The 23080-nt window shown below is 63.3% G+C and carries 18 protein-coding genes; 11 read left to right on the top strand and 7 right to left on the bottom strand.

From position 1 onward, the window contains the following. Positions 1-48: 48 nt before the first annotated feature. From ET21_RS0109400 to ET21_RS0109390, 3 genes are read left to right on the top strand one after another with little or no spacing between them, the layout of a single operon-like run. Positions 49-603 carry a thiamine pyrophosphate-binding protein gene (locus ET21_RS0109400; RefSeq protein ID WP_030539477.1) on the top strand — a complete coding sequence of 185 codons (555 nt, stop codon included), beginning with the start codon at positions 49-51 and terminating at the stop codon, positions 601-603. Beyond that, positions 600-1190 (top strand): thiamine pyrophosphate-dependent enzyme, encoded by a 591-nt coding sequence (locus tag ET21_RS0109395; protein ID WP_030539476.1) that lies wholly within the window; start codon positions 600-602, stop codon positions 1188-1190. Before ET21_RS0109400 ends, ET21_RS0109395 begins: the two co-directional genes overlap by 4 nt. 11 nt (positions 1191-1201) lie before the next feature. Next, positions 1202-2689, top strand: coding sequence for an aldehyde dehydrogenase (locus ET21_RS0109390; protein ID WP_030539475.1), 1488 nt, complete (start codon positions 1202-1204; stop codon positions 2687-2689). A gap of 135 nt (positions 2690-2824) precedes the next feature. Here the strand turns inward: ET21_RS0109390 and ET21_RS0109385 are convergent, their stop codons facing one another. After that, positions 2825-3310, bottom strand: a complete 486-nt coding sequence (locus tag ET21_RS0109385) for an Lrp/AsnC family transcriptional regulator (RefSeq protein ID WP_030539474.1) — start codon at positions 3308-3310, stop codon at positions 2825-2827. 99 nt (positions 3311-3409) lie between these two features. On the opposite strand from ET21_RS0109385, the gene ET21_RS0109380 reads away from it, so the two are divergent. After that, complete coding sequence (locus tag ET21_RS0109380; protein ID WP_030539473.1) at positions 3410-4381, top strand: DMT family transporter; 972 nt, start codon at positions 3410-3412, stop codon at positions 4379-4381. 25 nt (positions 4382-4406) lie between these two features. Continuing rightward, positions 4407-4748, top strand: coding sequence for a tRNA-binding protein (locus ET21_RS0109375; RefSeq protein ID WP_030539472.1), 342 nt, complete (start codon positions 4407-4409; stop codon positions 4746-4748). 42 nt (positions 4749-4790) lie between these two features. Here the strand turns inward: ET21_RS0109375 and ET21_RS0109370 are convergent, their stop codons facing one another. Next, entirely contained in the window at positions 4791-5864 is a 1074-nt protein-coding gene (locus tag ET21_RS0109370) for a hypothetical protein (RefSeq protein ID WP_030539471.1), read from the bottom strand. A gap of 300 nt (positions 5865-6164) precedes the next feature. Here ET21_RS0109370 and ET21_RS0109365 point away from each other — a divergent pair, with 300 nt between their 5' ends. After that, entirely contained in the window at positions 6165-8429 is a 2265-nt protein-coding gene (locus tag ET21_RS0109365; protein ID WP_030539470.1) for an alpha-amylase family protein, read from the top strand. A gap of 77 nt (positions 8430-8506) precedes the next feature. Beyond that, the gene (locus ET21_RS0109360; RefSeq protein ID WP_030539469.1) at positions 8507-9511 is read left to right on the top strand and encodes a zinc-binding alcohol dehydrogenase family protein; all 1005 of its coding nucleotides are present in this window, start codon (positions 8507-8509) and stop codon (positions 9509-9511) included. Positions 9512-9626: 115 nt separating this feature from the next. Here ET21_RS0109360 and ET21_RS0109355 read toward each other — a convergent pair whose 3' ends face one another. The 4 genes from ET21_RS0109355 to ET21_RS26540 form a co-directional block, all read right to left on the bottom strand. Further along, positions 9627-11990, bottom strand: a complete 2364-nt coding sequence (locus ET21_RS0109355) for a glycoside hydrolase family 3 N-terminal domain-containing protein (RefSeq protein WP_030539468.1) — start codon at positions 11988-11990, stop codon at positions 9627-9629. 21 nt (positions 11991-12011) lie between these two features. Next, positions 12012-12248, bottom strand: coding sequence for a hypothetical protein (locus tag ET21_RS0109350; protein WP_162180695.1), 237 nt, complete (start codon positions 12246-12248; stop codon positions 12012-12014). Positions 12249-12499: 251 nt separating this feature from the next. Then, positions 12500-12820 (bottom strand): hypothetical protein, encoded by a 321-nt coding sequence (locus tag ET21_RS0109345; RefSeq protein WP_030539467.1) that lies wholly within the window; start codon positions 12818-12820, stop codon positions 12500-12502. Between the two features lie 136 nt (positions 12821-12956). Then, entirely contained in the window at positions 12957-13604 is a 648-nt protein-coding gene (locus ET21_RS26540; protein WP_051768086.1) for a TetR/AcrR family transcriptional regulator, read from the bottom strand. A 323-nt stretch (positions 13605-13927) separates the two neighbouring features. Here ET21_RS26540 and ET21_RS0109335 point away from each other — a divergent pair, with 323 nt between their 5' ends. The 4 genes from ET21_RS0109335 to ET21_RS0109320 all read left to right on the top strand — a co-directional run bounded on the left by ET21_RS0109335 (position 13928) and on the right by ET21_RS0109320 (position 20397). Further along, complete coding sequence (locus ET21_RS0109335) at positions 13928-16063, top strand: PQQ-binding-like beta-propeller repeat protein (RefSeq protein ID WP_030539465.1); 2136 nt, start codon at positions 13928-13930, stop codon at positions 16061-16063. 13 nt (positions 16064-16076) lie between these two features. Further along, the gene (locus ET21_RS0109330; RefSeq protein ID WP_030539464.1) at positions 16077-17555 is read left to right on the top strand and encodes an alpha/beta hydrolase domain-containing protein; all 1479 of its coding nucleotides are present in this window, start codon (positions 16077-16079) and stop codon (positions 17553-17555) included. A 32-nt stretch (positions 17556-17587) separates the two neighbouring features. Beyond that, complete coding sequence (locus tag ET21_RS0109325; protein ID WP_030539463.1) at positions 17588-18034, top strand: nuclear transport factor 2 family protein; 447 nt, start codon at positions 17588-17590, stop codon at positions 18032-18034. Positions 18035-18114: 80 nt separating this feature from the next. Then, positions 18115-20397 carry an arylsulfatase gene (locus tag ET21_RS0109320; protein WP_030539462.1) on the top strand — a complete coding sequence of 761 codons (2283 nt, stop codon included), beginning with the start codon at positions 18115-18117 and terminating at the stop codon, positions 20395-20397. Between the two features lie 258 nt (positions 20398-20655). On the opposite strand, the gene ET21_RS0109315 is transcribed toward ET21_RS0109320, so the two are convergent. Beyond that, entirely contained in the window at positions 20656-22995 is a 2340-nt protein-coding gene (locus tag ET21_RS0109315; protein ID WP_030539461.1) for a TonB-dependent receptor, read from the bottom strand. Positions 22996-23080: the final 85 nt, after the last annotated feature.

Raw genomic sequence — 23080 nt, 5'->3', positions numbered from 1 at the left:
GCCGCCCTAGATTGCAATTGCGAACGGGAACAACAGGATAGCACGGTAATGGAAATCGCAAGGCCCACAGAGGCCGTTGGGGAGGATGCGGGATCGCCCTGGGCGCCCATCATTTTCGAAGCGCTGAAAGATGCTGACGTCAAACAGGTCACCTATGTTCCCGATGCCGGGCATACGCGGTTGATCAGCATGTGTTCCGATGCGCCGGAGATGGATGCGATGGTGCTGACGACCGAAGAGGAGGGGATCGCCGTTGCGGCGGGCGCGTGGCTGGGCGGCCAGCGTTCCGCCATGCTGATGCAGTCGAGCGGCGTTGGCAATTGCGTCAACATGCTGTCGCTGCTGGCCAGTTGCAGGATGCCGTTCCTGACCATCGTCACCATGCGGGGCGAATATCAGGAGTTCAATCCGTGGCAGGTTCCGATGGGGCAGGCGACGCAGCAGGCGCTTGAACTCATGAATGTAATAGTCACCAGAATCGATCGTCTGGAGGATCTGGACAGCCTGGTGCGGTCGGCGGCGGCCATGGCCTTTGATGGAGATCAAGCGGTGGCTGTGCTGCTGTCGCAGCGGCTGCTGGGGGCGAAGAAATGGGTGAAATGATGAGGGAATACCGGCTGGAACGCCGCGCGGCCGTTGCGGAATTGCTGAAGGACCGGGGCGAGATGCTGATCATAACGGGCCTGGGATCGCCATCCTATGATGTGTTCGCTGCTGGCGATCATGACGCCAATTTTTATCTGTGGGGCGCGATGGGCGGGGCGGCGCTGACCGGACTTGGACTTGCCGTTGCGCAGCCGGAACGACCTGTCGCCGTTTTCACCGGCGATGGTGAATTGCTCATGGGTTTGGGCGGGCTTGCCACCATTGCGGTCAGGGCGCCTAGGAACCTGTCGATCGTCGTGCTCGACAACGGTCATTATGGCGAGACCGGCGGGCAGCTTAGCCATTCGGGTGCGGGCGTCGATCTGGCCGCGGTGGCGAAGGCCGCCGGTTTTCCAGAGGTGATGGACGTCAGCACCCATGAGGGGCTGATCGAAGCGCGATCCGCCATCGCCACGCCGGGCAGCGGCCCGCGCCTGATCGTCGTCCGCATCGCGCATGAACATACGCCCCGCGCGCTGCCGTCGCGCGACGGCGCGTGGATCAAGAGCCGGTTCCGGGCGCATCTGGGCTTCGTGCCTCAATAGGGGAACAGGCGATGGAAGATCAGCGTGAATTTCGCAACATCATCGCCGGGCAGGCGGCCGATGCCCTGAGCGGCGCAACGCTGGTTTCCTATGATCCGTCGACAGGAAAGCCATGGGCAATGGTGCCCCGCTGCGCCGCCGCCGATGTGGACGCCGCCGTCGCCGCCGCGCGCACGGCGTTCCGGTCGCCCGAATGGCGCAACCTGACGGCCACGGCGCGCGGCACGCTGCTCTACCGCCTTGCCGACCTGCTCGAAAGCGAGGGCAAGCGGCTGGCGCAGATCGAGACGCAGGACAATGGCAAGCTGCTGGCGGAGATGACGGCGCAACTCGCCTATCTGCCATCCTATTACCGCTATTTCGCGGGGCTGGCGGACAAGATCGAAGGCCGGGTGCTGCCTATCGACAAGCCAGCAGTGCATGCCTTCACACGGCGCGAGCCGATCGGCGTCGTGGCCTGCATCACGCCCTGGAACTCGCCGCTATTGCTGCTGGCGTGGAAGCTCGCGCCGCTGCTGGCGGCCGGGAATACGGCGGTGATCAAGCCATCGGAACATGCATCCTGTTCGACGCTGGCCTTTGCCGAACTGTTCGCCCGCGCAGGGTTCCCGGCGGGGGTCGTCAACACGGTGACGGGCACGCCGATGGAAACCGGCGCGCCGCTGGTCAATCACCCGGACGTGGCGAAGATCGCCTTTACCGGAGGCGAGGCGGGCGGCATCGCCGTCTATCGCGCGGCGGCGGAAAATCTGAAGAAGGTCACGCTGGAACTGGGCGGCAAGTCGCCGAACATCATATTCGCGGAGGCTGACTTCGATCGTGCGGTGCTGGGCGCGATTTCGGGTATCTTCGCAGCGTCCGGCCAGACCTGCATCGCGGGGTCGCGCCTGCTCGTCCAGCGCAGCGTGCATGATCAGGTGGTCGACAGGCTTCTCGACATCGCTAAGGGTGCCCGCATCGGCGACCCTGCGCTGGCCGAGACGCAGGTCGGTCCGGTCACGACACAGGATCAGCGCGCGAAGATATTGGACCATATCGCGCGGGCGCGTGAGGCGGGCGCGGAGTGTGTCGCGGGCGGCGGCGTTCCGGTGATCGAAGGCCGGGAGGATGGCTGGTTCGTGGAGCCGACGATTTTTACCGGCGTCAACAATGGCATGCCGATCGCGCGCGAGGAAGTGTTCGGCCCGGTGCTGGCGGTCATACCCTTTGACGATGAGGAGGAGGCGGTCTCCATCGCCAACGACAGCCCCTATGGACTGGCGGCAGGCGTGTGGACTCAGGATGTCGGCCGCGCGCTGCGCATGTCGGAACGGCTGGAGGCGGGCACCGTGTGGGTGAACACTTATCGGGCGGTGAGCTTCATGGCGCCGTTCGGCGGGTTCAAGCGGAGCGGGATCGGGCGGGAAAGCGGCCAGGTCGCGCTGGATGAATATTTGCAGGACAAGACGGTGTGGATCGATACGGGATCGGCGCCTGTTAATCCGTTTATCATTCGGTAGGATGGACCGGGCTCCCGTTCGCCCTGATTTGTCGAGAGCATCGGCCACCTTTCAGAAAGAAATAGAGGGCTTCGACAAGCTCAGGGCGAACGGGGCGGGTTAAGGCGAATATTTGCAGCGCTCTGCACGCCTGTCCTAAGGTATAATGATTTCCGTTCCTGCCTTCACGCGATCCAGGGCGATCAGCGAACGATAGCTGGCGACCAGATCATTTTCGGCGAACAGCCGCCGCGTCAGGGCTTCATAGGCGCGCATGTCCGGGGTGATGATCACCAGCATGAAGCTGACGCCGCCCGTGACATAGAAGCATTGCTGCACTTCGGGCGTGCCGCGGAACAGGGACTTGGCGGCGTCCACCGTATCGGCGCGCTCGTCGCGCAGCAGCACCTCCACGATCGAGGTGATGGCCAGCGATAGCGCGGCGGGTTCGACGATCGCCACATTGGCGGCGATGATCCCGGCCGCTTCCATTGCCGCGATCCGGCGCTGGACGGCGGCGGTGGACAGGTTCACCGCCTCGGCGATCTTGCGCTGGGGCGTCCTGTTATCCCGCTGAACGATGCGCAGGATAGCGCGGTCGAAGGCGTCCAGTTGACGCGCGGGGGGCGCGATTTTCGTCATCCGGCGAGTATTTGTTGCATTTGGCTGGCCAATTCAGAGCCCCTGTCTCATTCCCATGATGATATATCCCGCTCATCCATAGCGGAGAAGCAGGAACTCATGATCGATGCAGCACAGCATGGCGGCAAGTCAACTTTGCTGGGCATTGCCTGCGGAGCCGGAGCGGGCGCGCTGTGGGGCCTTGTATTTCTGGCGCCGGAACTGGTCCGCGATTTCGATCCGCTGCTGCTGACCATCGGCCGTTATCTTGCCTTTGGCCTGATTTCGGCCGTGCTGATCGCCCCCCGGATGCGCATGATCGCCGCCAATCTGACGCGGCGGGAATGGGTGGCGCTGGGGTGGCTCGCGCTGACCGGCAACACGCTCTACTATCTGCTGCTGTCGAGCGCGGTGCAGATGGGCGGGATCGCCCTGACGTCGCTGGTCATCGGTTTCCTGCCGGTGGCCGTAACCATCGTCGGCAGCCGGGACCATGGCGCGGTGCCGCTGAGCAAGCTGGCCCCTTCGCTTCTGCTATGCGCGGCGGGCGCTGTCTGCGTCGGTTGGCAAGCGTTGGGAGCGTCCGCATCAGCGGCGTCCGGGACACGGCTTGCCGGGCTGCTTTGCGCGATCGGCGCGCTGATTTCATGGACCATCTATGCGGTCGGCAACAGCCGGTGCCTGGTGCGGCTGCATGCGGTGTCCGTGCATGACTGGAACATGCTGACCGGGATCGTGACAGGCATTCAGACGATCGCGCTGATCCCCCTTGCGCTGCTGTTCACCGATCTGCGCCACGATGGCGCGGCCTGGGCGCATCTTGCCGCCGTGTCGATCGGCGTGGCGGTGCTGGCGTCGGTGATGGGCAATGCGCTGTGGAACCGCATGAGCCGCTTGTTGCCGCTGACGCTGGTGGGGCAGATGATCCTGTTCGAAACGCTGTTCGCGCTGCTCTACGGCTTCGCCTGGGAACAGCGCCTGCCGACGCATTTGGAAGTCGCAGCCTTCATCTGCGTCGTGGCGAGCGTCACCAGTTGCATCGCCGCGCATCGGAAGAAAGGCGGCGGCGGGACGCTGGCGGCGCATGCATGAACTGACCCAAGCTCAAGAGGACCAGATGACCGATACGATCACTTTCGACCAATTTCAGGCCGTCGATGTCAGGGTGGGCACGATCATAGCCGTCGATGCCTTTCCCGAAGCGCGCAAGCCAGCATGGAAGCTGACGATCGATCTTGGACCGGACATCGGAACGAAGCGCTCCAGCGCGCAAATCGTGGACCTGTATGAGGCAAACGCTCTTGTCGGGCGGCAGGTGGCCTGCGCCGTCAATCTGGGGCCGCGCCGTATCGGGCCATTCGTGTCGGAGGTTTTGACGCTGGGCTTTCCCGATGAGAATGGCCGCGTCGTCCTGATGGGACCCGAACGTCCGGTGCCCAACGGCGTCCGCATGTTCTGACGAGCGGCCGGGACCGTTCGGGCGAACGGTCCCGTTCCGCGATCATGCCGCCTGGCTGAAGGCCGAAACCGGCGCGTCCTCTGGATAGATGGCGGGGCGGCCGATATCATAGGCCGCGCTCAACGTCTGGATGAAGACGCCGTCACGCAGCGGATCGGTGGGGGGTTCGATCTCGATGCCCTTGGACCGGACATCCTTGATCAGCATGTCGATCGCCTGCTCATGGGTCAGGTTGTCGCGACCCTCCATATTCTGCTTGAGTTCGGCATAGTCGGAGAAGACTTCGGCCGACCAGTGGACGAGGAAGCGCAGTTCATCCGTGTGGTGGCGGGCGATGACCTGATCGTCATTCTTGAGCAGCCAATAGTCGCGATCGGCCGGATCGCCCGCAAAACGGGTATCGAAGGTCAGGCCAGCCGGGCGTTGCTGATCGACAGGGCCATTGGCCTCGCCACGATGCATCAGCAACTCATTCTGCACCAGCACGCCGCGATTATAGACGGGCGGCATCAGCCGCTTGGGTTCCTTCAAGGGGCCATCGGGCCAATAGGTGAAGCCGCTGCCCTCATCGCGGCTGAACCAGGTGATGACCTGCGCCATCTTGATCAGATAATCCTTGAAAAGGCCCGATTTCGCCATGGTGGCGCAGAGCCATGTCGGCGAATTTTCATAGCGCACGCCACGGAAGCTGGGAGTGTCGAGATGGCCGGGATCGAAATTGCAGCAGGGGCCGTTGATGTTGAACAACATCATCTGCGGCTTGGCATAGTCCGCGTTCCAGTAGGACTTGGCGAGATCCAGGAACTTCTCATTATAGAAGCAGTCGTGAATGTCGGGATAGAGCGTCGCCGAATAATTGGCGAGATAGCCCCGGAAGGTCGGTGATACGAAGGAGGAAAAGTCGGTTCCTTCGGGCGCGGAACCCGACATGGTCGCGATCAACTCTTCGAAGGAGGCGAATTCCTGCGCGATGATGGTCTTCCACGGACCATATTCGCGCACGACGTTCAGCAGCCGCTCGCGTTGATCATCGGTATAGACATCGTGCAGTTCGCGCGGCGGCGCGACCGGGCGGAGGATGTCCGAAAGTTCTTGCCGCCTTTGTTCGCTCATCATGATTTTTCACCTCTCCAGCATTGCTGGTCATCACCGCCCGCGCGCAGGATTCGAGCGCGGGCATCTCACCATACTTTATACCCCGCGCCATCGGCAGGGGACAAGGGCGCAATGACAGCATGCGTAGTAAAAATGGCGCGGCCGACGCGAAGAAGGCAGCGATGCGCAGGGAAAGTGGCGTGGTTCGCAGGGAATGGGGACGCCATGCGCATATTTCGGAACGATATTGTTATGCCTTTCCCGCTCATCGCCTGCCTACTTTCCACATCAACATGATTGGCAGGAGGGGATTTCGCAGCGATGGAGAGTGCAGACCATCGTTTGACGGACGGCGTTGGCCGGCGGGACATGCTGGCTCTGGCGGCTGGGGGAGGCGCTGCCTGGATTGGCGGGCTGTCCGGCTTCGCGGCGCTGACGGCGGCGGCCATGCCGGGCGCATCCGCAGCGGCGGCGCTCGCGCCCCGGACCTATGATCCCAAGGCATGGCACCAGCGGTTGAAGCGGGTCATGCAGGTCAATTTCAACGAGAAGGATCCCGAAGGCTTCGATGCGGAAAAATATGCCGATCATCTGGCGGCGTGCAGGGCGCAGGCGACCTGGCTCAGCATCACCAACGTCACGGCCTTCTACCCGTCCAACATTTCCGGCCTTCCGCGATCCGCTTTCCTTGGCGAGCGCGATATCTTCGGCGAATGCGTCCGCGCCCTGCGCAAGCGCAACATCCACATATTGGGCAGGCTGAGCCCCGATCTCGCCAAGGCTTCGGTTTCGCAGGAGCATCCCGAATGGTTCCGCCGCGACAAGGATGGTCGGCTCGTCACCGGCGCGCCGCCCGAAGCGGGGCCGCAGGAATTTGCGCTGACCTGCCAGTTCACATCCTATTATTCGGATCTCATTCCGGCGGTGATGACCGAAGTCATGACCCGCTACGGCATCGATGGCATCTACACCAATGGCTGGCCCAATGGCGGGCGCGGGCTGACGGTGCCGCCTTGCTATTGCCAGACCTGCCGGGCCATAGGTGAGCCGGGGACGGAAGCCTATCGCGCCGCTTATGAAAAGCGCGCGATCGAGCTGTGGCAGCTCTATGACGGGGTGGTGCGGCGGGCCAATCCCGACGCCATCTATACCGGCAATCTAGGCGGCGGCTTCGAGGCCGGAGAGCTGGATTTCGAAGGGCTGATGAAGCAGGCGCCCTTCTACTTCGCCGATACGCAAGGGCGCTATGCGCTGGGCGACCCCGCATGGACCGCCAGTCAGCAGATCCGCCTGGGCAAGGCGCTGGTCGATAATCGTCCGGTGCCGCTCGCCACCGCCAGCTATTCGCTGGGCATCGGCGGCATGTGGCGCAACGCGTCGGGCAGCCCGGAGGAGATACGCAGCCGCCTGTTCCAAACGGCTGCGACCGGCGGCACGGTCTATGCGCATTGGCTGGGCTATCAGCAGGGCTTCGTCGAGGACCGGCGCTGGCAGGCGGTCACGCGGGAGGTGCTTTCCTGGCAGGCGGACAATGACCGGCATTTCCATAATGTGGGGTCGCTGGCCGATGTGGCGATGGTCATCTCCCTTCGGTCCAACCGCGTGTATCAGGCTCCCGCGGGCACCAATAAGCTGGATTCGATCCAGGGCATGTACCGCGCCCTGATCGATGCGCGCATGCCGTTCGACCTGCTGCTGGATGCCGACCTGTCGCTCGCCCGGATCGGCCGGTACAAGGCGCTGATCCTGCCCAACCTCGCAGCGCTGAGCGATGGGCAGGCGCGGCAGATCGCGGCTTATGTCGCGCAGGGTGGATCGCTGCTGTCCACATTCGAGACCGGCCTTTATGATGAGAAGGGGAAGAAGCGGGCGGACTTCGCGCTGGGCCGCCTTTACGGGATGCGCAAGACGGGCGATCGGACTTCCTATACCGACGGGCTCTTCACCTATCCGCCGGGGGCAAGCACGCTCCAGCGGATCGAGCGGAGCCATCCGTTGACCGCGTCTTTTCGCGACACCAACTGGATACATGGGACCGCCCTGCGCGTCCCGATCCTGGCGCAGGATGATCCGCTGATGACGTTCGTGCCGCCTTATCCGAGCTATCCGACGGAGGCAGTCTATCCGCGCACGTTGCGCACCGATGAGCCGACGCTGGTGGCGCGGGAAGCGGGGGCGTCGCGGCTGGTCTATCTATCGGGTGAAGTAGAGGGCACATATTGGCGAACCGGATCGGCCGATCTGGGCGATCTGCTGGTGAACGCGATCCGCTGGATCAGCGGCGATGATCGGACGCTGACGGTGGATGGCGCGGGGCTGATCGAAATCTATGGCTGGCAGACGGAGCCCGGTTATGCGGTCCATCTGCTCAACTATACCAACCCCGAATTCCGCAGCGGAACGCTGCGGCGCTCCTATCCGGTGGGGACGCAGAAGGTGCGGATGAAGCTGAACAGCGCAAAGCCCCTCCGGCAGGCCAGCCTGCTCCGGTCGGCCAAGCCGTTGCCGTTACGGCAACAAGGGAATCTGGTGGAGTTCAGCATCCCCGATCTGGTTGATTATGAGGTGGCTGCGCTCGAATATTGAGCTACGGCCCGGCCAATCATGTCTGAGTTTTAACGATGATGTTGGTGCGCCGCGCACCTGGAGAAAGAAGGAAGACGATGAAGGCGATAGGATTTTACGAGGCAGGCCCGATCGACCGCGAAGAGGCGCTGCTGGACCTGGAACTGCCCGATCCCGTCCCGCACGGGCGCGACCTGCTGGTGCGGGTGCGGGCGGTGTCGGTCAATCCCGTCGACACGCAGATGCGATCCTTCGCTCCGTCGCATGAAGGCCATCCCAATGTGCTGGGCTATGACGCGGCGGGCGTGGTGGAGGCCATCGGCCCCAATGTGGAGATGTTCAAGGTTGGCGACGAGGTCTATTATGCCGGATCAATCATGCGTCCGGGCGCCAATGCGGAGCTTCATACAGTCGATGAGCGCATTGTTGGACACAAGCCGCGCTCGCTGAACTGGGGCGAGGCCGCCGCGCTGCCGCTGACCGCGATTACCTCATGGGAATTGCTGTTCGACAAGCTGCGCCTCACCAAGGATCAGCAGGGTTCGATCCTTGTCATCAATGGCGCTGGCGGGGCCGGGTCCATCCTGATCCAGCTAGCGCGCAAGCTGACCGGGCTGACGGTGATCGCGACCGCCAGCCGTCCCGAAAGCGCCGCCTGGGCGCGGGAGATGGGCGCGCATCATGTGATCGACCATAGCAAGCCGCTGGACGAGGAACTGGCCGCCATCGGCTTCCATGAAGTCAATTACGTCGCCAGCCTTGGCGGCAGCGATGCGAACCTGTCCTACTTCCCCAAGATCATCGCTCCGCGCGGCGCGCTGGCGAAGATCGATCATTCGCCCAGCTTCGACATTGGCGAGTTCCATACCAAGTCGATCACCGTGGCGTTGCAGAATATGTTCACCCGGTCGATGTTCCAGATGGCCGAGATGATCGAGCAGCACAATATATTGGAAGAAGTCTCACGCCTGATCGATGAAGGCGTCTTGCGGTCGACAATGACGCAGGACCTTGGGCCGATCAATGCGGCCAATCTGAAAGCCGCCCACGAGGTTGCGGAAAGCCGGACCGCGATCGGCAAGACTGTGTTGACGGGGTTTTGATCTTGCCCGTCCGTTCGCCGCGATCGACTCCTGAGGCGTATCGCGGCGAACTCGCTTCCTGCTACATGCCGCGCCTTTCCGTTCGCGCTGAGCGGTCCGGTAAAATCATGTCGCGTCAGGCGCGCACGGTCAGCTTGCTGCTTTTCAGCACGGCCGAGCTTGGGCCTGCCGAGATGGTGAAGGCGCCCGGTTCGACCGTCCATTCCATGTCGATGTTCCAGAAAGCGAGCGCGTCGGGCGTGAGGTCGAACCGCACGGTCCGCTTCTCGCCCGGCTTGAGCGTGATGCGGCGGAACGCCTTGAGTTCCAGCACGGGGCGGGGGACCGAGCTTACCTCGTCACGGATATAGATCTGCACCACCTCGTCGCCTTCGCGCTTGCCAGTGTTGGTAACGTCCACCTCAACCCAGAAGGCATCGGTCCGGCCGATCTCCGGCGCGGAAAGGCGGGGGGCGGAGATGTCGAAGCTGGTGTAGCTGAGGCCATGGCCGAACGGATAGAGCGGTCCGCGCTTCCCTTCCACATAGCTGCCCGCCGATGAGGGATGGCGATTGTAGAAGGCGGGAAGCTCCCCGACCGAGCGGGGGATCGACACGGGCAGCTTGCCGCCCGGATTGGCCTTGCCAAAGACGATATTGGCGACCGCATTGCCGCCCTCTTCGCCCAGATACCAGCCTTCCAGCAGCGCATTGGCTTTTTCGGCCAGACGGTTGACCGATATGGGCCGCCCATTGAGCAACAGGGTGACGACCGGCTTGCCCGTGGCGAGGATGGCATCGACCAGGTCATTTTGCAGGCCGAACAGGTCCAGCGAGTTGCGGTCGCCCGGTCCCGCCACGGCTTCGCGCGTGATCTGCGGATTGTCGCCGATCACCAGCAGCACGGCGTCGGACCGTTTGGCGACCTCCACCGCCTGCGCGATGCGCGCGCGATTTTCCTCGTCGGGAACAGGCTTCATGATCGCCATCATGCCATGTTCGCCCTTCGCATCGGGCTGGCTGATCCATACGCCGTCCGACTGCTCGATGGTCAGGTTGGGGCCAGCGGCCGCGCGCAGGCCCGCCAGCACGCCGACCTTGCGGTCATTCTCACCCGAATAGCCGCCAATCATCGCTTCCACCGAATTGGGGCCGATGACGGCAAGCTTCATCTTCGCATTGGGATCGAGCGGCAGGATGCCGTCATTCCTGAGCAGGATGAGCGCCTTTTCCGCCGACTTGCGGGCGAGCGCGATCGCGGCGGGCGTGTTGGTTTCGCGCTTGACGCGGCGCGGGTCGACATAGGGATTTTCGAACAGGCCCGCTTCGAACTTCATCGCCAGGATGCGGGCCACGGCGGCGTCGATCTTAGCTTCGGACACGCGGCCGCTGCGCACAAGCGCAGGCAGGCGGGCATAGACCGTGCCATCGGGCAGGTCCGCATCGACCCCGGCATTGAGCGCCAGTATCGCCGCTTCATCCATGTCGGCGGCGACATGATGCGCCTTCGCCAGCTCCTCTATGCCGCCATAGTCGCTGAAATAGGCGCCCTTGAAGCCCAGCCGTTCGCGGCCCGTCTTTTCCAGCAACTGCCTGGACGCATGGGCTGGCACGCCCTCCACCTCATTATAGGCGGGCATGATGACGGCCGGATCGCTCGTCTTGATGATATGGGCGAAGGGCACGAGGTAGTTTTCACGCAGCGTTCGCTCGTTGAAATCGGCGGGGGCCTTGTTGAGCCCGCCTTCGGGCGATCCATGCACGAAATGCTTGAGCGTGACGAAAACCTTGTCCTTGCCCAGCGGCCGGGGTCCCTGCTGACCGCGCACGGCGGCAGCGCCCATCTGCGCCACGAGATAGGGGTCTTCGCCGAAAAATTCCTCCATGCGGCCCCAGCGCGGTTCGCGCATAAGGTCGACCACGGGGCTGAGCGCGACATTGACGCCGCGCACGCGGGCTTCCTTCGCAACGGTCGAGAAGACCTGCTCGACCAGTTCGGGATCCCATGTGCTGCCCAGCGCGGGAGGGATGGGGAAGATGGTCGCGCCGCGCGCCTGATAGCCATGCGCCGTTTCTTCATGGACCAGCGCCGGAATCCCCAGCCGCGTCTTCTCTACAAAATAGCGCTGCATCGCGTTGACGAGGGGCGCGGTCTCCTCGACGTCGCGGAACCAGTCGCCCTTGAAGAAGCGCTTGTTGCCGAACGTGTCGGCCGGACGCCCGATCTGCCCCAGGCCATGGGGCAGCGCCGTGGCGGCCTTTTCGGGCGAGAAGCTGCCATCCTCGTTCAGTATCTTGCCCTTGCTGGTCCACATGCTGCACATCTGGGCGACCTTTTCCTCCAGCGTCATGCGGGAGAGCAGGTCCTTGACGCGGTCGGCGACAGGCGCGCGGGCGTCGCGATAGACCGGACCTCCGGTTGCAGCGCGGACGGGCGAAAATGCGAGCAAAGCGCTGGAGGCGAGAAGCGTTCGGCGTGAAATCATCATCATGGTGGACATGCGGTATTCCTCCCCCTTTTCTTAACGATCGCGGATTTCGATAAGCGTGACAGGTCCCATCAGGCCGGACGGCAGGAGGGGCGCCCCTGCAAAATAAGCGGGCGCGCGGCAGGGGATCACGCGGCTGTCAACATAGATGCGGGGCAGCGCCTGCTGCGGGGAATTGGGAAAGCCTTCCTCCAGACGGTCCTGCGACATGGCGGGCATGCTCACGAGCGCCGCGCCAGCCAACAGCAAAAGTCTGAGTGGATGTTTCACAACCCTTGTCCTCCCCGGCGTCACAGGTCCGGCCGCCATCGGGTCCGGCTAGACCGAGGCTCCGCCTGAGCAAATAATAAAATGACTATTATTCTATATTTTAATAAGCAAGATCAGGTCGGGGCAAACCGGTCGCCGGGCCATCCGGGCAACGCACAGGCACAAGCCGCCGCGCCTGAAAGGAGCACCGGCCGGCACCCAGTCCAGCAGGGCGCCGGTCAGCGTATATTCCTATTCCGGCGCCCTGATATTTACTTCTTGGCAGGCAGCTTGGCGAAGTCGGCGTCGATCGCGGCAAGCGCGGCGTCGGTGACCTGATCACCGGCATAGGGCTGGATCGCCCGCAGGGTCATGCCGCGCGCCATTTCGATCTGCGGATTGCTGCTGAAACCGGGGATATGCTTGTCGACGATCGCCTTGGTCTGCGGGTTATCGATCAGCGTGCCGACATCGGTATTCTCGGTCGAGAACTGCGCGGCGGCGGCAGCGGCCGGAGCGGCTGCGGGAGCCTGGGCATAAGCGGCGGTGGCGGCGGTCAGGCCCAGCAGAGCCGGGATAAGGAACTTGGTCATGTCAATCATCTCCTAAAGCTGCGCTCCGCTCCGGCGCGGGACGCTTGAAGGCGCAGCAGCATGAAACGAAGCGAGGCATTTAACAAGAGCCAATTTATCATTTTACCGCACCTCGCAAGGGCGGCCCTGCCGCGCCTTACCGCCAGACAGACCCGCGCGACAGCAGGGTCGCGATGCGCTTTGCCGCGCGCCTGTGCGTCTCCTGCCCGCTGCCGCCGTTGAACATGCGCAGATTCATATGGCCCGACGCGCATTCCAGCATGGTTTTCGCCAGGTCGTACATTTCCTCTTCCGTCAATGTGCAGTCGCTGCTCTGGCGGATGGATTCGACCAGCCCATCCTGGCCGACACGCGTCGCATTTTCATGATATATCTGGGCCAGTTCGGGAAAGCGCTCGGTTTCCTGAGCCAGAAGGCGGCCGATCGCGCTGATGTCCTCGCGCTCCATCGCGTCGAAGACGGCGGTGAGGGCGACTTCGATCACCTCCATCATGGGCGACCCTGGCTTGGCATAGCGGGGCGGATTGGTGACCTTCCACAAGGCGGCCTTCCATTCGACGATCGCGCGGAAAAGCGTCGCCTTGTCAGGGAAGCGGGCATAAAGCGTGTTGGGGGCGACGCCCGCTTCCTCGCCGATGCGCTTCATCGACGTAGCGCCATAGCCGTCGTTCAGAAAAAGGCGAAGCGCGGCATCAAGGATGGCAAGGGTAATCTCCCGCTCCTCCTCCCGCGAAGGCCGTCCCCTCCGGCCCGCCGTCCGCACCTGCTTCACCGCCTGTGGCAATTCCCGATCCCTTCAAACACGGTCCTATGGTGACGCATTTGCCCGCCCGCGCGCCAGCCGTAAAGTGAGCCGCAAAATTCAGTGAAACGAAAATGTCATGGCCAGATGGTTCATGCAACCTTGCCATCGATAATATGGGAAGCTAACTCTATTTTATTCGATGAAGGGTCGTTCCATCGCATTCTTCGCATCGGATGCTGTTGAAGAGGCGTGTGGTTCCCGCTTGCAGGCGCGAACCGCCGTTATTTTTTGCGAGCGTAAATCCTGGGAGGGGATTGTTGATGTACGGCGGACGGCCTTTTGGCGCGATTTGCGGCCTTGCCATGGCTGCGGCACTGCTTGGCGGATGCTCGTCATCCGGCGCACCGGAATTGACGGGCGAGTGGGCCGATTATCTGGGCGGGGCCGATTCGGCGCAATTTTCGCCGCTGAGCGATATCAACAGCGGCAATGTCGGCCATCTTCAGGTCGCCTGGAGCGTTCCGCTGCCGAATAACGGCCAGTCCAACGGCAACCCGCTGGTGATCGACGGGCGCATGTTCGTGCCCTATAGCGGCGGCATATTGGCGCTGGACCCGGCGACCGGGCGAGAGCTGTGGCGGCTCGATGCGGAAGGCGTGCGCATGCGGGGCCTCAGCAGTTGGGACGGCGGACGCGGCGAGCCGCGCAGGCTGTTCTACAACCACCAGGATCGCCTCTACGCAATCGAAGCCGCGACCGGAAAGCCGGTGACGAGCTTCGGCGACAATGGCTCGATCGACCTCAAGCAGGGGCTGGGCCGCGACCCCGCCACGATCAGGCGGATCGAATCCCAGTCGCCGGGCCGCATCTTCGACGACCTGATCATCGTCGGCACGACAGGCGGCGACGAATGGAACGGCCCGCCGGGATATATCCGCGCCTTCGATGTGCGTACCGGAAAGCTGCGCTGGACCTTCCACAGCATTCCGCACCCCGGCGAGGCCGGTTATGAGACATGGCCCAAGGATGCGTGGAAGCAGGTCGGCGGCGTCAACAACTGGAGCGAGATGACGCTCGACACCGCGAACGGCATCCTGTTCGTGCCGCTCGCGTCGGCCGACTATAATTTCTACGGCGTCAATCGTAAGGGCAGCAATCTCTACGCCAATTCTCTGGTGGCGCTGGACGCGCGGACGGGCAAGAGGCTGTGGCACTTCCAGACCGTCCATCACGACCTGTGGGACTATGACCTGCCGCAAGCGCCCAAGCTGCTGACGCTCAACCGCAACGGCAAGCGGGTCGAGGCGGTGGCTGTCGCGGGCAAGACGGGCTTCATCTACACGTTCGAACGGCGCACCGGAAAACCCGTTTTCCCGATCGAGGAGCGGCCGGTTCCCAAGAGCGACATTCCGGGCGAGGAGGCATCGCCCACCCAGCCGTTCCCGACTGCGCCCGAACCCTTCGTGCGTCAGCGCATGACGGCGGAGGACCTGAGCCCCTATCTCGATCCGGCGGAGCGGAAACAGATCGCCGCCATGATCGCGGGCCTTCGCAATGAAGGCATTTTCACGCCGCCGAGCAGGCAGGGGACATTGCAGATTCCCGGCAGTTCGGGCGGCACCAATTGGGGCAATGGCGCAGTCGATCCGCGCACGGGCCGCTTCTTCGTGGTGGGGATGGACATCCCCGCGATCCTGCGGATGGAGCCGCCGTCCGACAAGCCGCGCACCATGTTCCTGGGACAAAGCGCAGGCAATCCCGGCGAGGCGGTCTATGCGCAGAATTGTGCGTCCTGCCATGGCGAAAAGCGCGCTGGCCAGCCGCCAGCCATTCCCGCGCTGACCGGCATCGCGTCGCGCCGGACGGCGGGCCAGGTGAGCGAAATCGTGACGCGCGGCCGGGCGGTGATGCCCGCATTCAACCTGAAACCGCAGGAGATGAAGGACCTGCTGCTGTTCCTGGGCTTCAGCCAGGAACAGGCGGGCAAGGTCAGCAGCCCTGCCGTTGCCGCCGGGCCGGACGGTCAGGGCGGGGAGGGAGCAGCCGCAAAGAGCGGGCCGATCAAGCTCAAGACCGGTTACAATTTCCTGTTCAGCAAGACGATGCTGCCCGCCAGCGCGACGCCATGGTCGACCATGACCGCCTATGACATGAACAGCGGCAAGAAGCTGTGGCAGGTTCCCTTCGGCGAGCTTCCGGGCCTTAAGGATTCCGGCACGCTGTTCCCGCGCGGCACCATCGTCGCGACGGCGGGCGACCTGATCTTTGCCGGGACGCAGGACCGCAAGCTGCGGGCGTGGAGCATGGCCGACGGGAAACTGATCTGGCAAGCGCCGCTGCCGTCCGTCCCCGGCGGCGTTCCAGCCGTTTACAAGTCGGGCGGCCGCCAGTTCATCGCCCTGATGGCCGGGTCCTACGATCCGGCGATCGCCAAGATGAGTTCCGTCATGTCCGAAGGCCGCAACAGCATCGTCGCCTTCGCCCTGCCCAAGAAATAACCGGAGAAAAGAGATGAAGCCCAACACATTGTGGTTGATGCCCCTGCTTGCGGCAACGATGCTGGTTCAGCCGGGATGCGCCGTCTCTCCGCCCGGGCAGGTGAAGGCGCAGCCCGCCGCCGTGGGCGCTGTCACCTTCGAAGGGCCGGTTACCGGGGGCACGCGCGGCTTTCCCTATTCCGCCTCCATCGTCGACCTGGCGCCCTACGGCTATACGGAAAGCGAATATTTCGTTTCCGGCAAGGCCCATGCCTATCATGTCGCGCCGGGCACCACGCTGGGCGCGGATGGCCGATGGCAGGTCGTGGCAGGGGAGGACGTGCCGTACAAAACCCGTATCCTCGTCCGCAAGCCGCCCGCGGACAAGTTCAACGGCACCATCGTCATCGAATATATGCAGGAATATTTCGGCACGGAGCGGGACACCAATTACCGCTGGAACGCCGAGACGCTGCTGCGCAACGGCTTCGGCTGGGTAGGGGTATCGATGCATCATGAAGGCATTGACGATACAAAGCCCCCGCAGACGATCACCTATGCCGGAAAGCAGATCCCCATCGGCACCACGCTCGCCCGCTGGGACCCGCAGCGCTACGGCAGCCTGTCCGTGCCGTCGAGCGACATGTCCTATGACATGCTGACCCAGATCGCCGCTGCCCTGAAAGACAAGAAGGCGGCGGGCGGTCCCGATCCCTTCGCTGGCCTGAACCCCAAGGCCGTGATCGGCGTGGGCAACACGATCGCGGGCGAAAGGCTGGCGATCTACATCAACGCCGTCCAGCCGCAGGCCAAAGTGTTCGACGGCTTTTTCCTGCAAGACCTGCATACCGGCGCGAAGCTGAAGCTATCGGGCGCCGACACGCCCTTGCCGACCGTGCGAACCGATGTCGGCGTGCCGGTGATCGTGCTCAACACCACCACCGCATCGGCCGAGCGCGGCCCGCGTGAGGAAGGCAGGATGCTGCGCTTCTGGGCGCCTGCTGGCAGCTCGCACACGACCGGCCCCTATATGGCCCGCGTCGGCAAGGCGAACCAGCGCGACCTGGGCCTGGACGGCGGCAATTGCCCGGCCGACTATGCCAACACTTTCCCGGTGCAATATGTCTCCGGCGCGGCCATCGTCGCCATCGACCGGTGGATCAAGAGCGGCAAGGCAGCGCCCAGTTTCCCGCAGCTTGCCTCCTTCGAAGGGCCAAAGCAGCCGGTGCTTGAGCCCGCCAGCTATTTCGACGCGAACGGCAATGTGAAGGGCGGCCTGCGCACGCCATGGGTGGATGTTCCCGTCGCCCGCTATGACTGGCGCGGCGAATGCATCGGCGGGTCGGGGCGCACCTTTCCCTTCACCACGGAGCAGTTGAAGGCGCTTTATGGAACGCCGGACGTCTATCATAAGCGTTTCGCCGAAGCGGCCAAGGCGGCCGAGAAGCGCGGCGTGCTGTTGCCACCGGACATGCAGGCGGCGATCGAAGCCGCGAACAAGGTGAGCTGGTAACCGCGCCAGCCTTCAGGACGAGGAACGAGATTGTGACCGAAGCAGAAAAAATCGCCGCCACATTGGAAATCCATGCGCTCAAGGCGCGCTATTTCCGCACGATGGACATGAAGGATTGGGTCGGATTGGAAGCGACCTTCGCGCCCGACCTGATCGCCGATTTCCGGGAATCGACGGGCGAGCCGGACGAAAGCCAGCTGACCCATGGGGCCGCCCCCTATGTGGCCAAGCTCGCGCCCATTTTGGAGCATATCCAGACTGTCCATCACGGCCACATGCCGGAAATCACCATCGAAAGCCCGGACCGCGCGACTGGCATCTGGGCGATGGAGGACAAGCTGTGGGTTCAGGAAGGCTCGCCGCTGCCCTTCAAATGGATGCACGGCTACGGCCATTATCATGAACGCTATGTCCGTATCGGCAGCGAATGGCGCATTCAGGAAATCCGCCTGTCGCGCATCCGCGTGGACGTGGGCTGATTCAAACCGGAACATGCGGAGCGCGGCCGGAAGGAACGGCCGCGCTCCGCCGCAGCAGCACAACAGGGAAGAGAGACAAGATGACGGCCAGACTTTTGAAATTACTTGCTGGAACGGCCTGTTCCGCTCTCATCCTCTCGCCCGCCCTCGCGCAGGAAGCAGCGCCGCCGGTCAAGGCGCCCCAATATGTGCGGCAGGCTCCTGCGGGCGCGCCCAACATCGTGCTGGTGCTGCTGGACGATGTCGGCTTTGGCACCACCTCCACCTTTGGCGGGCCGGTCGACACGCCTGCCCTGAGCGCGCTCGCCCGGCAGGGCCTGACCTATAACCGCTTTCATACGACGGCGATGTGCTCGCCGACGCGCGCTTCGCTCCTCACTGGACGGAACGCGCACCGGACAGGGGTGGGCGCGGTGATCGCGGACAGCCGCCCCGGCTATAGCGGCTTCCATACGAAGGACAGCGCCATGATCGCGGAGGTGCTGCGCGAAAACGGATACAGCACCGCAGCCTTTGGCAAGTGGCATACTACGGCGGCGTGGGAAACATCGCCAAGCGGCCCGTTCGACCGCTGGCCGACCGGCGAGGGCTTCGAGAAATTCTACGGGTTCGAAGGGGGCGAGACCGACCAGTTCGAACCGTCGCTGTTCGACGGCACGACCCCGGTGCGGCGTCCGGCGGGCAAGGACTATCACCTGACCGATGATCTTGTGACGCAGAGCATCAACTGGTTCCGCGGCCAGCGCGCGATCAATCCGAAAAAGCCCTTCTTCCTTTACATGGCCCCCGGCGCGATCCACGCACCGCTCCAGGTGCGGCAGCAGTGGATCGACCAATATCGCGGCAAGTTCGATCAGGGATGGGACAAGCTGCGGGAAGAGACCTTCGCCCGTCAGAAGCGGCTGGGGATCATACCGCCCAACACGCAGTTGACTCCGCGCCCGGAAGGGATGCCCGCATGGGACAGCCTGTCCCCCGATGAAAAGCGGTTCGCATCGCGCCTGATGGAAACCTATGCGGGCTTCATGGCGCATACGGACGCGGAAATGGGCAGGCTTGTCCAATCGCTCAAGGATGCGGGCGAGTTCGACAACACGCTGTTCATCTATGTCGTGGGCGACAATGGCGCGAGCGCGGAAGGCGGGCTGGGCGGCAGCCTCAATTACCTCGGCGCGCTGCAAGGCATGCCTGAAACGCTGGAATCCAAGCTGGCCCATATGGACACTATCGGCGGGCCAAAGGCGAGCGCGCATATCAATGCCGCCTGGGCGTGGGCCGCGGGCACGCCATTTCAGTGGACCAAGGCGGTGGCGTCCCATCTGGGCGGCACCCGCAACGGACTGGTGATCAGCTGGCCCAGGAAGATCAGTCAGCCGGGCGGACTGCGCAGCCAGTTTGGCCATGTGAATGACGTCGTGCCGACCATATTGGAGGCGACCGGCATCCCCGCGCCCGCAGAGGTCGACGGCGTGAAGCAGGTGCCGATGGATGGCACGAGCCTGCTCTATACCTTCAATAACGCGAACGCACCGGAGCGCCACAAGACCCAATATTTCGAGATATTCGGCCATCGCGCCATTTATCATGACGGCTGGATGGCATCCGCCTTCCACACCCGCCTGCCATGGGGCGCGGCGCTGGGCGCTGGCGCGAAGCCGTTCGAACAGGACCGCTGGGAACTGTACGACCTCAACAGCGACTTTTCGCAAGCCCATGATCTGGCGGCCAGCCAACCGGCGAAGCTCAAGGAATTGCAGGCCCTGTTCACCCGCGAAGCCGCCGCAAACCAGGTGCTGCCGCTAAAGGGTCAGCAGTTCGGCGATGCCGGGCTGCCAAGCTTGCAGACGGGCGCGAAAAGCCGGACCTATTATGAAGGCGCGGTCGGCGTGCCGGAAGCGGCCTTGCCCAGGCTGGTCGGCCGGTCATGGGGCGTGGAAGCGAAGCTTGGCGCCGGCAAGCAGGCGCACGGCGTGGTCGCGACGCTGGGAAGCACGGATGCGGGCTGGGCGCTCTATCTGGACGCAAAACGCTATCCGGTCTTCACGTACCGCCTGTACAATATCGCCACACTGACGCTCAAGGGCAGGAAGCCTCTGCCGGTGGGACAGAATGCCGTCCGCATGAATTTCGACTATGACGGCAAGGGCATGGCGAAGGGCGCGCGGCTGGGCCTGATCGTCAATGGCGCGGAAGTGGCGTCCGGCAGGGTTCCGGCGAGCCCGCCCATCTTCTATTCGATCACCGGCAGTTTCGACGTGGGCGTGGACACGGGGTCGCCCGCAGGCGATTACCCGAAAGATGCTCCGGTCGGCAATCCTGCGAGCGGCATGACGATCGACAGCGTTACCGTCGAACAGCGATAGGATAGCTGTCGTCGCCAATCCGTTCGGGTCGTTCGTGCAGGTCTGAATGCCGCAGTCTGTTCTGTACGCCTGCCAAAGACAGGCGGGTGCCCGGAAGTCTGTGAAGGGTTCGATCAGGACGAGTTCCTGCGCCAGATAGGGCTGAAGGCAACCACCGGATTGACCGAAAGGAAAAGGGGCATGATCCAGGCCGGATCATGCCCCTTTTTCCTGTCGCCTCCTGCCGGGCGGAATAGCCGCCCGGCAAAGCCCTTTCCCTTAACCGCCGCCGAAGGAGAAGCGGGCGGTGACGCCGACTTCGCGGGGCGGGGTGAAGTTCACATTGTTGTAACCCGAACGATAGCCGCCAAGGACATATTCAGCGTCGCGGAAGGTGACCTTCTGAACATTGAAGATGTTCTTCGCGAAGATGTTGACGTCCAGACCCGGCACGATCTCGCGAGCGCCCAGGAACAGGTTCACGATGCCGTAGCTGCCGTAATTATTGCCGGTGGCGATGTCGGTCGTCTTGCTCTGCCAGGTGAACAGGCCGCGCAGATAGGCCGTGGCCTGACCGAGAGGCGCGTTATATTCCGACAGCAGGGTCGTGTTCCACTTGGGCACGTCCGACAGCGCGCCGTTGGAGCGGCAGAAGGCCACCGGCGTACCGGCCGGGAAAGCAGACGGCGAGGTCGGCGTAGCGCCGCTGTCGGGAACACCGTCGAAATTGGTGTCGCGGCAGGGGATCGACGCGTTCTTGAACTTGCCGTTTGCGTAGCCGACCGAACCCTGGACATAGAAGCGGTCGCTGGGCGAGAAATAGAGTTCGGCTTCCGCGCCGCGGACACGGGCATCGCCATTGAAGGTGATGTCGTTCGCCGTCACCGCCAGGCCGCCTTCGTTCACGTTCGGAATGGACCGGGCGCGCGCGATATAGCCATCGAAATTCTGCTGGAAGATGGCGGCGTTGAAACGCAGCCGCTTGTCCAGGAACTCGCCCTTGAAGCCGATTTCGAAATTATCGGACTTTTCGTCGGACACGGTGCGGACACTGTTGGGCACCGGCGTCGCCTGGTTGGAGCCCGGCCCACGCCAGCCATGGCCATAGGCCGCATAGACCAGCAGGTCTTCGTTCAGATGCTGGACGATTTTGGCGTCATACACCCACGCCTTGAACTTGCGGCGCGGCTGCGGCTCGGTAATCACCGGAATGAACGGCGAGTTGAAGTCGAGGTTGAAGCCCTTGGTGATGTCGGACCAGATGTGGCGGGCGCCCAGGAATATTTCGGTATTCGTCGGCAGATGGAAGGTGCCGCTGGCAAAGAGCGACTTGTTCACATCCTTGATCGGCAGCGTGATGTCGCCGACCAGCACCCCGCCGGCCGCCGGAGCGCCCGGCACAGGAACGGCGCCGCCGCCAAAAGCGCCCGGCAGATAGGTGAAGATGTTCAGGCGGGTAACGTCGGACGTGCCCTTGGAGTAGAAGCCGCCGACCGTATAGTCGAGGAAACCGCCTGGAGTCTTGCCATCCAGCCGCAGTTCGTGGGACCAGCTTTCGACGGGATTGTCGAAATTCTGCGGTTCCGAATAGCCGGGGATGGCATTGCCCGGATCATTGTCGCCAACGCCGATCGGAGTGACGCTGCGGAACTTGTTGTAGCCGCCGATATAGTTGATCGACGCGTCGCCAAGGTCATATTTCGCCGAAAGCGATGCATAATGCGCAGTCAGGCGGCGGTAGGACAGATCCTCCTGAACCGCCACGCGCTGCTTGGGATCGCGGATGACCGGGCCATTATAGCCCAGGCCCGAACCTTCCACAGTCGCCAGCGACCGGCCGGCGTTACGAAGATATTGGTAGGTGGCCAGAATGGACAGCTGGGGCATCGGCTCCCACAGCAGCGAGGCACGGATGCTCTTGGTCTTCGCGCCTGATTCCACGCCGGTCGTCAGGCTGTGGACGTCACCATTTTCATTGCGGTCGTAAAGACCCGCCACACGCAAGGCGAGCTGGTCCTGAACGATCGGGAAGTTGACCGCGAACTGCCCGTTGAGGCCAAGCTGGTCGGTCGCGATACCCTGAACATATCCGCCCACCTCATGAAGGTCGGGACGTCTGGTCGCAAGGGTGATCGAACCAGCAGGGGCGGGGGCGCCGCGCAGCGTGCCCTGCGGCCCGCGCACGACTTCGATCTGGCCGATATCATAGAGGCTCTGGAAGGCAATGGCGTCGTTGATCGGCACTTCATTGAAGTAGATGACGACGGCCGGGGGCGCGCCCGTCGTGTTGCTGGTGCTGACGCCGCGAAGCGCCGTCACCGTGCCCGCCGAGCCGCGCGGCGTGAAGGACAGACCGGGCGAGAGCGCCTGAATGTCCGTGAAGGTGGTGAAGTTCAGTTCCTTGATCTGCTCGCCCGAAACGGCGGTGACGACCACGGGAACATCCTGAAGGCTCTGGTTGCGGCGAGTCGCCGTGACGATGATGTCGCCCGATGCCGGGTCGGCCGCGCTGACGTCGCTCTGCGCTTCGGTGGCTTGCTGGGCATAGGCGGCAGGCGCAAGTCCCGCGAGGGCCGAACCGGCCATCAACGCGGCGCGCGTAAAGTGCCAAAATCGCATAACATTCCTCCCCATGTACATGGCTGATGCTGCTGCATCTAAAAGTGATTTGAAAATCGGGCGGACCGTTATGACAGGCGGATTT

Origin of the sequence: Sphingobium sp. DC-2, assembly GCF_000722555.1 — a bacterium.
GTDB lineage: Bacteria > Pseudomonadota > Alphaproteobacteria > Sphingomonadales > Sphingomonadaceae > Sphingobium > Sphingobium quisquiliarum.
Note: the sequence above shows the minus strand (reverse complement) of the source record. Positions and strands in the feature narration are given on the sequence as shown.

Bases quoted from the DNA above. Each gene is read 5' to 3' on its own strand.
- ET21_RS0109400 (WP_030539477.1), top strand. From the start codon at position 49: ATGGAAATCGCAAGGCCCACAGAGGCCGTTGGGGAGGATGCGGGATCG.
- ET21_RS0109395 (WP_030539476.1), top strand. From the start codon at position 600: ATGATGAGGGAATACCGGCTGGAACGCCGCGCGGCCGTTGCGGAATTG.
- ET21_RS0109390 (WP_030539475.1), top strand. From the start codon at position 1,202: ATGGAAGATCAGCGTGAATTTCGCAACATCATCGCCGGGCAGGCGGCC.
- ET21_RS0109385 (WP_030539474.1), bottom strand. From the start codon at position 3,310: ATGACGAAAATCGCGCCCCCCGCGCGTCAACTGGACGCCTTCGACCGC.
- ET21_RS0109380 (WP_030539473.1), top strand. From the start codon at position 3,410: ATGATCGATGCAGCACAGCATGGCGGCAAGTCAACTTTGCTGGGCATT.
- ET21_RS0109375 (WP_030539472.1), top strand. From the start codon at position 4,407: ATGACCGATACGATCACTTTCGACCAATTTCAGGCCGTCGATGTCAGG.
- ET21_RS0109370 (WP_030539471.1), bottom strand. From the start codon at position 5,864: ATGATGAGCGAACAAAGGCGGCAAGAACTTTCGGACATCCTCCGCCCG.
- ET21_RS0109365 (WP_030539470.1), top strand. From the start codon at position 6,165: ATGGAGAGTGCAGACCATCGTTTGACGGACGGCGTTGGCCGGCGGGAC.
- ET21_RS0109360 (WP_030539469.1), top strand. From the start codon at position 8,507: ATGAAGGCGATAGGATTTTACGAGGCAGGCCCGATCGACCGCGAAGAG.
- ET21_RS0109355 (WP_030539468.1), bottom strand. From the start codon at position 11,990: ATGTCCACCATGATGATGATTTCACGCCGAACGCTTCTCGCCTCCAGC.
- ET21_RS0109345 (WP_030539467.1), bottom strand. From the start codon at position 12,820: ATGACCAAGTTCCTTATCCCGGCTCTGCTGGGCCTGACCGCCGCCACC.
- ET21_RS0109335 (WP_030539465.1), top strand. From the start codon at position 13,928: ATGGCTGCGGCACTGCTTGGCGGATGCTCGTCATCCGGCGCACCGGAA.
- ET21_RS0109330 (WP_030539464.1), top strand. From the start codon at position 16,077: ATGAAGCCCAACACATTGTGGTTGATGCCCCTGCTTGCGGCAACGATG.
- ET21_RS0109320 (WP_030539462.1), top strand. From the start codon at position 18,115: ATGACGGCCAGACTTTTGAAATTACTTGCTGGAACGGCCTGTTCCGCT.
- ET21_RS0109315 (WP_030539461.1), bottom strand. From the start codon at position 22,995: ATGCGATTTTGGCACTTTACGCGCGCCGCGTTGATGGCCGGTTCGGCC.